This is a genomic window from Kosakonia sp., from assembly GCF_032104925.1.
Taxonomy (GTDB): Bacteria; Pseudomonadota; Gammaproteobacteria; order Enterobacterales; family Enterobacteriaceae; genus Kosakonia.
Genome location: NZ_DAMCGF010000005.1, coordinates 359,672 through 372,288 on the forward strand (window position 1 = coordinate 359,672; position 12,617 = coordinate 372,288).

A 12,617-nucleotide genomic window follows, 5' to 3' on the forward strand; every position below is an offset into this window, starting at 1 on the left:
GCAAAGAAATTTTCAATATACGGCAATAAAAGCAATTCACTATTGCTCATTAATCAATAAAGAACACATGTCTGTTCTCATCGCTGGCATTCGCCATGAATTATCAGCACAGAGATGCAGAGCAACAGGATCAGGAGTCGGTTTATTCCCGCGCCTAATCATCTTTAATTCATTGGTATCCATCCGGGGTAAAAAAGTTGCATCCGGCATAATCTTTCCATCCATACAGCAGAAACAATCGTTCCAGTTGTTATAGATATGAATGAGATCCGCCATGCTGTTTAGACCCAATTTACGCAGAATGGCATTTTTGTAATTGCTGACAATTTTCTTATCAAGGCCCAGCGCTTTTGCAATCGTATCGCTGGACTGATAATTCAGAAAACGTACCATAATTTTATATTCTGTCGCACTAATATGAATTTCGCGAAAAGAATAAATATCCTCATGACCCTTGAGGAAATTAAGTATTTTTCTGATCTCGTGACGAAGCAATGATACTGAAGAATTTTTATTAATCGCAATAAAACGCGTACAGATAAAAGAGTTAAATCCTTGTTCATCACCTAAAATATATAGCAGAGAGTTCATACTAAAAAATAATATCTTGCCATCTCCCCGATCAAATGCAACTAACGTATGCGTTGCATGAGGATTAATGGCTTTTAATAGCTTATCCATGCCCATGACAAAATAGCTATCCTGAGAGATGATATACATAACCAACCTCCAGACCATGTAACTTGTCAGCGACAGCGATTGTACGCTCACTTATATTCCCGTGGTTCATATATCTAAAGATACGTTCTAAAAAGCCCCCTTTTATATTCAATAATATTTGCACTAATAATTAACTACAGACATTAATTAAAGCACACGCTACCGCCATGGGTCTTTACCCACAGAGAGCAAACGCCCAAGTCTGAGTTATAGCCAGTTAGTCCATAAATAAAGCAATAAAATCCATGAATCAAGCATGATGACAAGAATAAAAGGTTACGTTCAGGAAGAATAAAATCTTTCTAAACAATCACCTAAAAGTATTATTTTTTGCGCTTTAAAAAATTTACGTAAAAACAGCCCCCATGAAATATAAAAAAAACCAAGTAAATCAAATGACTACTTGTGAAATATTTCTATGGCAGAGAATAATAAAAAATTAGCTACTCAGGATGGATAACGCAAGGCTGTTTGTAACAGTTTAGGAATTTTCATAAAAATGCGCAATAGCAGTAAAGTCTATACCATTAAATTAATATTTAAACGTATCGGTATTTTTATAAAATATAATATATTCTCACAATCGATAAATATCAGTCTGCTAAAAAAGGCACATTTAGCAGTACTTTAAAAAGTGTCTGAATTTCCGTTTTGTCTGGTAATCATTTTAGACGGTATATCGACGCAGCGTGGCTGGAAATCATAAATTCACTGGCAGTAACCATAAATAAAAAATGGTTTTTGTACTGACATGTTTGCAGGGTTGATAAAGAACCCTTACATTCAAAGACCGTACCTTGCTTTTCAACATGTTATTTTCGGGAAGCGTTATGCCGTTGATTGATCTTACCGCCGCTGCTGTGGTGTGCAGGGAGTGCCGCTGATGGCGACTCACGCGCCCTGGTTTCGCAACTGGTTACAGCTTATCGTCCTTTCATTGCTCTTCGTTGCTCTGATGGAACTGATCCATCTGCCCGCCGCGCTTCTGCTGGGCCCGATGTTTTCCGGCATTCTTCTCGCCATCTTTAACCGGCCCGTTACCGTCAGTAAAAAATGCTTCGCCGCCGCGCAAGCGGTGGTCGGTGCGATGATTGCGCATGCAATCCCGCCATCCGTGTTTGGCCGCATCGCCGCTGACTGGCCACTGTTTATTAGCTGTATTTTCTCCGTTATTTTCGCCAGCGCCATTCTTGGCTGGATCATGGCGAAATTGCAGGTTTTCCCGGGTTCAACAGCGATTTGGGGATCGTCGCCAGGCGCGGCGGCGGCCATGACGATTATGGCCGAGAGCTTTGGCGCGGATGTCCGCCTGGTGGCGTTTATGCAGTATCTGCGGGTGATGATCGTGGCGCTGGTCGCGGTGCTGGTGACACGCATGTGGATGGGGACACAGGGCGCGGATCACGCAGTCGCCACCTTTACCCTGTTTGCCCCGGTGCGCTGGCTGCCGTTTGCCGCAACATTACTGGTGATTGCGGTTGGTTATCTGATTGCCCGCTGCGTCAAAATTCCCTCCGGGCCAATGTTGATAACGTTAGCGCTGGGGATAATGGTTGAAGATAGCGGTTTGCTGACGCTTGAGTTACCGCCGTGGTTGCTGGCGCTCTCTTACGCGCTGATTGGCTGGAGTATCGGTTTGCGTTTTACGCGAGAGATTGTCTGCTATGCCGCCCGCGCGCTGCCGCGTGTTCTGCTGTCGGTGCTGACGCTTGTCGCGGTGTGCTGCGGTTTTGCCTGGTTACTGGTGCAGTTCGCGGGGATCGATCCGCTCACCGCCTACCTCGCCACCAGCCCCGGCGGGGCGGATACGGTGGCGATTATCGCCTCGTCAAGCCAGGTGGATATCTCGTTTGTGATGGCGATGCAGACCGGGCGGTTTATCCTGGTGCTGATAACCGGCCCGGCGATTTCCCGCTTTGTGGCGAAACGGCTGGGGGCGTAATCTCCAGGTTAACTAATGGGATATACAAAATACCCCATGCAACAAACCAAAAAGTAACCTTCAAAGAGTAATCATCAGGCTAACCGCAGTTGCTCGATCACTTCCGCCACCTCGCGGCACGCATCGCCGGTGAGCCTCCGTAATGGTGCAGGCAAACACGATGCACCTGCTAAGCCCAGCAGTTCTGCCGCGGTAGCCATCACCCGCAAGCTGCCGCCATAGCGTTTAAAGAGATCCCACAAAGGTTGCAGCGCATCAGAGTTCGCACGCGCCTGCGTTAAATCACCGGCCTGCGCCGCGCGGGAAATGGCCAGCGCCGCTTGCGGGAACAGGCCGCCCAGCACCGAATACCAGACACCGCATCCGGCGCTAAGACCGTCAACCGCGACGGCATCACCGCTGATACCCAACGTAATGCTCTGCGGAATTTGCGGGCGCAGGCGCGCAGCCCGCTCGGGTGCGGAAATCGGGGGGATTTTGATTGAGCCAATGTTGGGCAACTGCGCAATACGAAGCAGCAGCTCGTCGCTAAAGGTGAAATGGGTGGTGCCGGGATTATCGTACACGCAGAGCGGCACGGAGAGTTCGCGCGTGACGGCGGCAAACAGGCTGAACACTTCCTCTTCGGTTAACGCGTGGTAGGAGACCGGTGCCAGCAGCACGGCGCTAACGCCCGCTTTCTGCGCGTCTTCCGCCAGCCACAGCACATCGCGCGTGCGCAACGCGCCAATCCCGGCAATCACCGGAATCGCGCCGGAGTGTTCCGTCGCCAGGCGCAGCGCATTGGCCCGCTCCGTACGGCTGAAATAGGGGTAGCACCCCGTCGAACCCAGTGCGCCAATCGAATCGACTCCGGCGACACGCAGCCGTTCAATCAACTTCACATAAGCCGCTTCATCCAGCCGTTCGTCGCGCAGCGGCGACAGCGGAAATGCGCTCAATCCTGTGAAATCCATTCTTCCCCCTTCAGAGATCAAACCCGAGCCTGGTTTTTTCAACACGACAGCCCGGCATCATACGTTGCAATCCGGCGATCAGTTCGTCGCCTGCCTCACATAATGCGTCCAGCGGCATTTCCGGCAGGCTTTCGAGGATAAACCACATCTGGCTGTCGGCAGCGCTCAGGCGGGTGCGCACGCCCTGCCGCCAGTTCCAGCGGCGGCACGTTACGCCCGTGTCATCGCGCCAGATAACTTCCCCCGGCTCCGGTGACTCGTGCGCCAGCTCGCCCTCTTTCATCACGTCGAACAGCTCCGTACCGTCCGCAAGCGTCAGACGCGGCGCGCCGTGATAAGCCGCAATGTTCTCGCCACCGACCGGAATAGCGTAGCGCAGGCTGATGGCATTATAGAGATCCACCACCGGGTCAATTGCAGGTACCACGCCGTCGCGCTGCACGCGTTTTCGCAGCGCCAGCGCCGAACAGGGCGTGCGTTTTGGCTTCGCGCCAAAGCGCTTAAAGACCTCATCCCATGCCGTCAGATGCGCCTCCGCCCAGATCGGGCCGCCAGCCGCGACAAATTCACACGCACTTGCCAGTGCCGCTTCGCCCACTTGCGGGTTTAGTAGCGGCGCGGCATCAACATAAACGCTAAGCGCGCGAAAACCAGGGGCGATGACGGAAAGACGAGCATCGATTGACGGCTGAACGGAAAGCATCGGATAATCCTTTTTAGTGACCATTTTATTGCACAATATCGACCGATGACCAAAAAAGTCAATAAACCGACCGATTCCGGCGCTGATGTTCATCGCGTCAGTGAAGCGGTGGCAACGCGTATTAAAGCGTTTCGTAAGCAACAAAAACTTTCGCTGGATGAGCTTTCGCGCCGCGCGGGCGTCAGCAAAGGCATGCTGGTTGAGATCGAAAAATGTCTCGCCAACCCGAGCATCGCCCTGCTGTGTAAAATCGCCGCCGCGATGGGCGTTTCCGTGGCGGATATTGTCGATGTCGCCAGTAAACCAACCGCGCACCTGATAGCAAAAGATGAGATCCCAACATTGTGGCAGGGTGAAAATGGCGGCACTGCGCGGTTGCTGGCAGGCACCAGCGGGCCGGATATGCTGGAGATGTGGCGCTGGGAGATGTTCCCCGGCGAACGGTTCGCCTCGCCAGGCCACCCTTCCGGTACCGTTGAGCTTCTGCATGTTGAGCGCGGCACGCTGCACATTCAGGTTGGGCAAACGGCGCTTATTATTGGCGAAGGTTGTTCCGCCGTGGCGCAAACCGACACCGCGCACCACTATGCTAATGAAAGCAGCCAGCCCGTTATTTTCACCATGACGGCCAGCGAGCGCCATTCATGAATCTGGCTCATAACGTCATTATGATTTAATGGCGTTATCATTTGTGCCGCACTGATTAAGATACCGTTCCGCCTTTGTCGGCGTTCTCTTCATGACTTAATCAGGATCTTATGAACAACAAGCTCCACGGGCCGCTATTCCTCGCGATCCTCAGCGCGCTGATGGCCTTTACCTCCCTGTCGACGGATATTTACCTGCCCGCGATGCCTTTGATGGCAAAAGAGTTACAGGGCGATATCGAACTGGCCATCACCGGTTTTTTGGTCGGCTTCGCGCTGGCGCAGCTGGTTTGGGGGCCAATTAGCGACGCGGTTGGTCGCCGCACGCCGCTGTTTATTGGCATGTTGTTGTTTGTCATCGGTTCTGCCGGCTGCGCGCTCGCCACAGAAATCCATCAGATGGTGTTCTGGCGCGTGTTTCAGGCTTTCGGTGCCTGTACCGGCCCAATGCTGGCGCGGGCGATGATCCGCGATCTGTTTGCCCGCACCCGCGCGGCACAAATGCTCTCAACGTTAACCATCATCATGGCGATTGCGCCAATCGTTGGGCCGCTGGCGGGCGGGCAAATCATTCAAATCACCAGCTGGCATGCCATTTTTTGGTTGCTGGCGGGGATTGGCGCGCTGATGTTTCTTTCGCTCTATTTCCTGCCGGAAACCTTACCTGCTGAAAAGCGCACCAAAGCCTCGCTGCCTGGCGCGTTTCGTAACTACTTCGCGCTGCTGCGTAACCGCGCGTTTATGCGTTACACGCTGTGTGTGACTTTTTTCTACGTCTCTGCCTATGCCTTTATTACCGGTTCGCCATTCGTTTACATCCGCTATTACGGTATTGATCCGCAATATTACGGCTGGCTGTTTGCCATCAATATTGTCGGCTTAATGGGGGTGAGCTTTCTGAACCGGCGGCTGGTAAAGCGCCATCCGCTGGATAAGTTACTGAAAATTGCCGTTAGCATTGCCGCGCTGGCAATGGTGACTCTGGCGCTGGCGGTGAAGTTGCAGTTCGGCGGTATTGCTGCGGTGATCATTCCGGTGTTCCTGTTCTTCTCGATGAACGGCATCATCGCCGCCACCTCAACCGCCGCCGCGCTCGACGCTGTTCCCTCTATCGCCGGTTCCGCCTCGGCGCTGATTGGCTCGCTGCAATATGGCAGCGGTATTATCTCGTCGCTGTTGCTGACGTGGTTTCGCGACGGAACGCCGTGGACGATGGCGTGGATCATGGCGCTGTTTACCCTTGCCAGTGCCGTCATGGCGCTGCGCCGCCATTGATGAGCGTTACTCATAGGCTCATGCCGATTTAGCCCAATAGTGCCGGTAGTCGGTGAGGATTATCATCGCCCGGTCACTTTTCCTGGCGGAGTGGACAGGGCGCAGACAAGCGGGGTAATGACCGGCGTCAGTCGCGGTTCCGGTGGCACGGGCGCTGTCTGCCTGCAACGGTTTCTCACCTGCCAACTACGCTTTAAAACGTATTCAAACACGGGAGAGCAGCATGAAAATCATCCGCAGTGCATCGGTTCCCTCTGCGCAAGGGCCGCAGGACTATTTCACCGGCCGCGTACGTATCGACGCGCCATTTAAAGCCGATGAACCCGCACGCGTTGGCGGTGCGACGGTGACGTTTGAGCCCGGCGCTCGTACCGCGTGGCACACCCATCCGTTGGGCCAAACGCTGATTATTACCCACGGTAAAGGGTGGATTCAGTGCGAAGGCGAAGCCGTCCAGGAGATGAACCAGGGCGATATCGTCTGGATCCCGGAAAATGTGAAGCACTGGCACGGCGCAACAGCCACAAACGCAATGACTCATATCGCCATTGCCGAATCACTCAACGGCAGCCCGGTTACCTGGCTTGAGCATGTTACCGACGAGCAATATCACGGTTGAGCACCTGAACAACCGCCGCTTAGTGGCGTATTCGCGGCGTGGCCCGTGATTACTGGCCCAACATCGTAAGGTGCCAGCCAGTAAGAGCGATAAACGCGGACGCTATCTCTGCGCCACGCCGTGGGCGTAGCGCAGGTGCAGATCCTGCTCGAACTGTTCGCGCAGCGACTCCGGAGAAAGAATGCCAATATCCGGCAGCCAGTAGCGCAACCAGCGAAACAGCGTGTGCGGATCGGTGATGGCGGTGGCAAGCGTCAAGCTGCCGTCATCATGCTGTTCAACAATGCGTTGTGCCGGAAACAGCGCCCGACGGGTGACATATTCGGCGGCGTGGGCTGAAACGCGCAGCAGTGCTTCAACCCTTGAACCGAAGCGAATGCCGACGCTGTTTTCCAGCTCCGCCAGCACCTCGGCGTGGGGTTCAAAATTAAGCGTCGTGCTTTTCAGGTTTTCGATTCGCGCCACTTCAAACGCTTTCAGCCGCCCGTTTTCCACCGCCGCCAGATACCAGAGACCGTACTGGTTAATCAGCCGATAGGGCTGTGCGCACCGGGGTTTATCGCGATAGAGATATTCCACTTCGCAATGGCCGGTAATCGCGTGATTAAGCTGATTAAGCAGATCTTCGATTTGCCGGTTCTCCCGGCTACTCGGCGCGTGAAAGGTAATATTGCCGCGGTGCTGCATACTGTTGCGCAGTGACTGACCGTCATTACGCGGAAAAAGGTGCGCTACGCCGGTAAAATCGGCGAACTCCGCCAAATGGCCGTTATGTAAGGCAGGAAGAAGATGGACGCTGAGTTTATACCGCCCCGGCGAAACCTGATCGAGAATATGCCCTAGCCGAGCCAGATCGCGATAAGCCGTACGTTCAGTAATACCGAATTTTTCGCACAACCACGCCTTATCGATGATCTTTCCCTGATACAACGCCGCGAAGATCTCGCACAGCCGCTCAATCAACGGGTCGTGTTTTCTGTCGTGACTTTCCTTCATTGTGACGGGTTCCGGAATACAAAGTCTCAGAAGACGTTAACGGTTACGGCCTGACCTTCGCGCCACGGCCCTGTTATTCAGGTAAAACCTTGTTTTTTCATAGTGGTTAACGGCAGTAATGCGAAAAACTAAAATGAAATTTCTGCCCAAAGCGCAACAATTACACAATGCCATGATTTCGCTCAGGGAAAGATAAATGATCGCCCTGACAGGGCGTGTCACTCAGGTGTTTTTTGGGCGTTACCGCTGCGCTCATGACGCAGGTATTCGCGTGACCGACGCCGGTTCGATGAGAAACATGAGGGTTCAGGGCTAAGATCCGGCGTTTGCAAAAACGCAACACCTTCGTGCCGCTCGCGCCGCCAGTAAGCGGTTTGCTTTGCGTTGTTTTTAAAAAAGTATGGGAGTCTGGGATGGCGCGCGGTTATCGCTCAACTGCGCAAGGTTATACTGCCCGGCAGCAGGCGCCGCCGGGCGATGGGATCAGGCACCCGCTTTATTCAGCGCGGCAATTTCATCAGTAGAGAGGTTTAACGACACGGCGGTGACAAAGCTGTCGATATGCGCCAGTTTGGTGGCACTGGCAATCGGCGCGGTAACGCCCGGTTGCTGAATCAGCCACGCCAGCGCCACTTCGGCGGGTTTCACGTTATGGCTGGCCGCCACGCTTTCCAGCGCCTCAACAATGGCGAAACCACGCGGGTTCAGATATTTGGCAATGCCCTGGCCGCGCTGGCTTTGGCTCAAATCTTTTTCGCTGCGGTATTTACCGGACAAGAAACCGGACGCGAGGCTGTAATAAGTCACCACGCCAATGTTTTCCCGTATCGTTAAATCCTGCAACGCGCCTTCAAAGCTGGAACGGTCATAAAGATTGTATTCAGGCTGCAGCACCTGGTAGCGCGGCAGGCCGTTGGCGTCTGCCACTTTTAGCGATTCGCTCAGTTGCTCAGCATTCAGGTTGGATGCGCCAATGGCGCGGATTTTCCCGGCTTTCAGCAGTTTTTCATACGCGCCGAGTGTTTCGTCATAGGCGGTTTCGCTGTCCGGCCAGTGAGAAAAGTAGAGATCGATATAGTCCGTTTGCAGACGGCGTAATGAATCTTCCACTGCCTGCGTGATCCAGCGCGCGGAAAGGCCTTTTTTACCCGCTTCGCCCATATCGGCGCCGACTTTGGTAAAGAGCGTGACTTTGTCGCGCGTGCCAGGATGCGCCGCCAGCCAGTTGCCAATAATGGTTTCCGATTCGCCGCCTTTATTGCCCGGTGCCCAGCGCGAGTAAACATCGGCGGTGTCGATAGCGGTAAAACCCCTTTCCAGCAGCGCATCCAGCAAGCTGAAGCTCTGCTTTTCATCGACCGTCCAGCCAAAAACGTTGCCGCCGAAAACCAGTGTCGGGATCTGTAACCCTGTTGTACCCAGTGAACGTAAAGCCATGTGCTGATACCTCCGTAAGAGTGCGTAATATCCTGTGCAAAGAGGTTAATCCTGGCGCGCAGTAGCGTACATTTTTTGGTCATCCGTGCGGTTTAAAGGCCGGGTGAGTTTGCAGCAACGCGGTGATCGGCCGTAGATGTTCACGCAGCACGCTATGCAAATGGCGAATTGCCGGGGAAAACTGTTTGCGATGCGGGCAAATCAGGTTCAGCGGCGTGGGTTCGCCGGGATGCTGCGGCAACAACACTTCCAGCCGTCCTGCCAGCACATCGGCGCTGATATCGATCCACGATTTATAAATAATGCCCATGCCTTCCAGCGCCCAACGCCGGGCAACATCGGCGTCGTCGCACAGCATCCGGCTTTTGACGATCAACTGGCGGCGCATGCCGTTTTCCGGAAAACTCCATTTGTCATACACCTGGCTGTTCATGGTGAAGAGTAAACAGTGATGATTAACCACGTCATCGAGGGTTTGCGGGCGTCCGTGCTGCGCCAGGTAAGCCGGTGACGCCGCCAGCACACGACGGTTATCTTCCGCCAGCGGCAAGGCGACATAACTGTTGTTGTCCAGCACGCCGTAACGAATGGCGATATCGACCGGATCGCGAAAGACATCGCTGATTTGATCGGAAAGCGAAAGCCGTAGCGACACTTTGGGGTGCTGCTCGCAAAAGCGCGTAATCAGCGGTAGCAGCACATTGCGGCCAATATCGGAAGGCACCGCCACGCGCAGTTCACCCTGAATCTCTTTATCGCCGCTGTGCAAACTCTCCGCACCGGCGGCGACGACAGCCAGCATCTCCTGGGCGAAAGGGAGATATTTTTCCCCTTCGGCGGTAAGGCGCAAACTGCGTGTGGATCGTACAAACAGCCGTTTATCCAGATCGCGCTCCAGCCGGTGTACCGCCGCGCTCACCTGGCCTGGCAACAGCCCGGCTTCGCGCGCCGCGTTTGAAAAACTTCCCAGTAGCGCTGAACGGACGAACAGCGTGACATCTTCCAGCCGAATCATGGTTTCTCCGCAGGATTAATAACAGGCGAGTGGCTCCTCTGTTTTGCCAGAAAACATCGCCCTGGCAAACTCCATTTTCACTCGGTGAGTGAAAGTGCTGCCTTTTTACACCGATTTATCTTGTGTCGCTTTCTGTTTATTCTCGTCACACTCTACGGGACGGTCCGCCCCGAATTTTTCATCTATTGCGCAGGAGAACGACAATGACACTTGATGATGCGGTAATTGCCCGCCATACCGTGAAAGCCTTTGAACCTGGCAAAACACTGCCGCAGGATAAAATCGATACCTTGCTCAACGTGCTGCGAAACAGCCCCTCTTCGGTGAACTCACAACCGTGGCACTTTGTTGTCGCCTCCACGCCGGAAGGCCGCGCGGCAATGGCGAAATCCGCCACCGCGGCGTTCGTCTATAACGAGCCGAAAATCGTCAATGCGTCTCACGTTATTGCCTTGTGCATCCGCAGCGATCTTGATGAGCAGCACCTGCAAAATGTGCTGGAGCAGGAGCAGAAAGATGGTCGCTTTAAAGACGAAGCGGCAAAAGCGGGCCAGGATAAGGGCCGCCGTTCGTACGTAGCGATTCACCGTTATGAGCAGCGCGATCTGCCGCAGTGGATGGAAAAACAGGTTTATCTGGCGCTGGGCGGCCTGCTGCTCGGTGCGGCGATGCTGGGTATTGACGCCACGCCAATGGAAGGGTTCGACCAGCGCGAACTGGATCTTGCCCTCGGCCTGCGTGAAAAAGGGCTGACCAGCGTGGTACTGGTGTCGCTCGGTGTTCGCAGCGACAGCGATTTCAACGCCGCGCTACCAAAGTCACGTCTGCCGCGCGACGAGATTTTCACCTTTATTTAAGCACCTGCGCTACGGCATGCCCCTCCTCGCCGGGAGAGGCATGGCACATCACACTACTTCCCCCCGGTGTTAGCGAAAAAGCGACAGGTTAAATCGTCGCTTTTTCTGCATTCAGACCCGGCACGAGGATCACTTTGCGGCAATCTTCGGCATGTTTATCGAAGATCTCATAGCCGCGAGCGGCCTCTTCCAGTGGCAGGTGGTGTGTGACGATCTCTTCCGGTTTCAAATGACCAGACTCAATCAGCGGTAGCAAATCCGGCAGATACGCATGCACATGCGTCTGGCCCATTTTGAATGTCAGCCCTTTGTCGAAGGCATCGCCAAACATAAACGCGTGGATAAAACCGGCATACACGCCGGGCACGCTGACAATCCCGCCGCGTCGCGTAGCGGCGATCGCCTGGCGGAGCACTTTCCCGCTACTGCCTTCGATTTTCAGCGTACTGAGCACCGTTTCGGTAGTGCTGCCTTTGGCTTCGAATCCCACGGCATCGATAACGGCGTCCACACCACGGTGACCCGCCGTGTTTTCAATAATCCAGGCCGCGGGATCGTCATTTTTATCGAAGTTAATCGGTATTACGCCATAGCGATCGCGGGCAAAAGCCAGCCGGTAATCGCTGTCATCAATCATAAAGATCTGTTCGGCACCCTCCAGACGCGCACAGGCCGCCGTCAGTAAACCGACCGGCCCGGCACCGTAAATCGCCACGCTGGAGCCGGGCTTCACCTCGGCGTTCTTCACCGCCTGCCAGGCGGTAGGCAGAATATCAGAGAGAAACAGCACTTTCTCATCGGTCAGGGTGTCCGGCACTTTAAATGGCCCGGTGTTCGCTTTCGGCACGCGCACATATTCGGCCTGGCCGCCGGGAATACCGCCGTACAAATCGCTGTAACCAAACAGCGCCGCAGGCGGCGTGATGCCTTTGCGGTTCAGCGCCGCGCCTTTGCCGGAATTGGTTTGCTCACAAGCCGAGTACTGGTGAAGTTTGCAGAAGAAACACTCCCCGCAGGCAATGACAAAAGGGATCACCACCCGGTCGCCTTTACTGACGGCATGAACACCCGGCCCGGTTTCCACCACTTCGCCCATAAATTCATGGCCAAATATATCGCCGTGATTGGTGCCCGGTATTTTCCCGTGATAAAGATGCAGATCCGAGCCGCAAATTGCCGTTGCGGTAACGCGAAGAATAATATCGTCTGAAGATTCGATAACCGGGTCGGGGCGGTTATCAACGCTAACTTTATGCGCGCCGTGATAAGTCAGTGCTCTCATATATCCTGGTCCTTATAAGGTTCAGACAGAACTGATAAGCATAGAACAGACCAGAGCAGAAAAATAAAATAGGCAGTAATTCTTAATGTCAGCGAAACGGTTATTTGGGGTCACAAAAACATTGTCTGTGAAATTACCGTTTCGCTTGCCAGGAGAAAATAAAAATAG

General features: G+C 53.9%; 12 protein-coding genes. 5 read left to right on the forward strand and 7 right to left on the reverse strand.

The window, feature by feature from the left end; genetic code table 11:
- Positions 1-39: 39 nt before the first annotated feature.
- Positions 40-720 carry a LuxR C-terminal-related transcriptional regulator gene (locus RT644_RS13285; protein ID WP_313626983.1) on the reverse strand — a complete coding sequence of 227 codons (681 nt, stop codon included), beginning with the start codon at positions 718-720 and terminating at the stop codon, positions 40-42.
- Positions 721-1,603: 883 nt separating this feature from the next.
- Between RT644_RS13285 and RT644_RS13290 the strand changes: the two genes are divergently transcribed.
- Positions 1,604-2,662 carry an AbrB family transcriptional regulator gene (locus tag RT644_RS13290; protein WP_020455773.1) on the forward strand — a complete coding sequence of 353 codons (1,059 nt, stop codon included), beginning with the start codon at positions 1,604-1,606 and terminating at the stop codon, positions 2,660-2,662.
- A 74-nt stretch (positions 2,663-2,736) separates the two neighbouring features.
- Here the strand turns inward: RT644_RS13290 and RT644_RS13295 are convergent, their stop codons facing one another.
- Both RT644_RS13295 and RT644_RS13300 read right to left on the reverse strand, forming a co-directional pair.
- On the reverse strand, positions 2,737-3,618 hold the full coding sequence (locus tag RT644_RS13295) for a dihydrodipicolinate synthase family protein (RefSeq protein WP_313626985.1): 882 nt from the start codon (positions 3,616-3,618) through the stop codon (positions 2,737-2,739).
- A 10-nt stretch (positions 3,619-3,628) separates the two neighbouring features.
- A complete protein-coding gene (locus tag RT644_RS13300) occupies positions 3,629-4,321 on the reverse strand; it encodes a B3/4 domain-containing protein (RefSeq protein ID WP_313626987.1) in 693 nt (230 codons plus the stop codon).
- A gap of 45 nt (positions 4,322-4,366) precedes the next feature.
- Between RT644_RS13300 and RT644_RS13305 the strand changes: the two genes are divergently transcribed.
- The 3 genes from RT644_RS13305 to RT644_RS13315 all read left to right on the forward strand — a co-directional run bounded on the left by RT644_RS13305 (position 4,367) and on the right by RT644_RS13315 (position 6,862).
- The gene (locus RT644_RS13305) at positions 4,367-4,969 is read left to right on the forward strand and encodes a helix-turn-helix domain-containing protein (RefSeq protein WP_313626989.1); all 603 of its coding nucleotides are present in this window, start codon (positions 4,367-4,369) and stop codon (positions 4,967-4,969) included.
- Positions 4,970-5,079: 110 nt separating this feature from the next.
- The gene (locus tag RT644_RS13310; protein ID WP_313626990.1) at positions 5,080-6,243 is read left to right on the forward strand and encodes a multidrug effflux MFS transporter; all 1,164 of its coding nucleotides are present in this window, start codon (positions 5,080-5,082) and stop codon (positions 6,241-6,243) included.
- Between the two features lie 223 nt (positions 6,244-6,466).
- The gene (locus tag RT644_RS13315; protein ID WP_086872338.1) at positions 6,467-6,862 is read left to right on the forward strand and encodes a cupin domain-containing protein; all 396 of its coding nucleotides are present in this window, start codon (positions 6,467-6,469) and stop codon (positions 6,860-6,862) included.
- Positions 6,863-6,964: 102 nt separating this feature from the next.
- Here RT644_RS13315 and RT644_RS13320 read toward each other — a convergent pair whose 3' ends face one another.
- The 3 genes from RT644_RS13320 to RT644_RS13330 form a co-directional block, all read right to left on the reverse strand.
- Positions 6,965-7,858, reverse strand: a complete 894-nt coding sequence (locus tag RT644_RS13320; RefSeq protein WP_313626993.1) for a WYL domain-containing protein — start codon at positions 7,856-7,858, stop codon at positions 6,965-6,967.
- A 483-nt stretch (positions 7,859-8,341) separates the two neighbouring features.
- A complete protein-coding gene (locus RT644_RS13325; RefSeq protein ID WP_020455781.1) occupies positions 8,342-9,295 on the reverse strand; it encodes an aldo/keto reductase in 954 nt (317 codons plus the stop codon).
- A gap of 79 nt (positions 9,296-9,374) precedes the next feature.
- Positions 9,375-10,310: a LysR family transcriptional regulator gene (locus RT644_RS13330; protein WP_313626995.1), complete on the reverse strand. Its 936-nt coding sequence runs from the start codon at positions 10,308-10,310 to the stop codon at positions 9,375-9,377.
- Positions 10,311-10,513: 203 nt separating this feature from the next.
- On the opposite strand from RT644_RS13330, the gene nfsB reads away from it, so the two are divergent.
- Positions 10,514-11,167 (forward strand): oxygen-insensitive NAD(P)H nitroreductase, encoded by a 654-nt coding sequence (gene nfsB / locus RT644_RS13335; RefSeq protein WP_020455783.1) that lies wholly within the window; start codon positions 10,514-10,516, stop codon positions 11,165-11,167.
- Positions 11,168-11,255: 88 nt separating this feature from the next.
- Here the strand turns inward: nfsB and RT644_RS13340 are convergent, their stop codons facing one another.
- On the reverse strand, positions 11,256-12,449 hold the full coding sequence (locus RT644_RS13340) for a zinc-dependent alcohol dehydrogenase (RefSeq protein ID WP_020455784.1): 1,194 nt from the start codon (positions 12,447-12,449) through the stop codon (positions 11,256-11,258).
- Positions 12,450-12,617 lie beyond the last annotated feature (168 nt).

Excerpts from the sequence above, each read along its gene's own strand:
- RT644_RS13300 (WP_313626987.1), bottom strand. The coding sequence starts at position 4,321 with ATGCTTTCCGTTCAGCCGTCAATCGATGCTCGTCTTTCCGTCATCGCC.
- RT644_RS13320 (WP_313626993.1), bottom strand. The coding sequence starts at position 7,858 with ATGAAGGAAAGTCACGACAGAAAACACGACCCGTTGATTGAGCGGCTG.
- RT644_RS13325 (WP_020455781.1), bottom strand. The coding sequence starts at position 9,295 with ATGGCTTTACGTTCACTGGGTACAACAGGGTTACAGATCCCGACACTG.
- RT644_RS13315 (WP_086872338.1), top strand. The coding sequence starts at position 6,467 with ATGAAAATCATCCGCAGTGCATCGGTTCCCTCTGCGCAAGGGCCGCAG.
- RT644_RS13290 (WP_020455773.1), top strand. The coding sequence starts at position 1,604 with ATGGCGACTCACGCGCCCTGGTTTCGCAACTGGTTACAGCTTATCGTC.
- nfsB (WP_020455783.1), top strand. The coding sequence starts at position 10,514 with ATGACACTTGATGATGCGGTAATTGCCCGCCATACCGTGAAAGCCTTT.
- RT644_RS13295 (WP_313626985.1), bottom strand. The coding sequence starts at position 3,618 with ATGGATTTCACAGGATTGAGCGCATTTCCGCTGTCGCCGCTGCGCGAC.
- RT644_RS13305 (WP_313626989.1), top strand. The coding sequence starts at position 4,367 with ATGACCAAAAAAGTCAATAAACCGACCGATTCCGGCGCTGATGTTCAT.
- RT644_RS13310 (WP_313626990.1), top strand. The coding sequence starts at position 5,080 with ATGAACAACAAGCTCCACGGGCCGCTATTCCTCGCGATCCTCAGCGCG.
- RT644_RS13330 (WP_313626995.1), bottom strand. The coding sequence starts at position 10,310 with ATGATTCGGCTGGAAGATGTCACGCTGTTCGTCCGTTCAGCGCTACTG.
- RT644_RS13340 (WP_020455784.1), bottom strand. The coding sequence starts at position 12,449 with ATGAGAGCACTGACTTATCACGGCGCGCATAAAGTTAGCGTTGATAAC.
- RT644_RS13285 (WP_313626983.1), bottom strand. The coding sequence starts at position 720 with ATGTATATCATCTCTCAGGATAGCTATTTTGTCATGGGCATGGATAAG.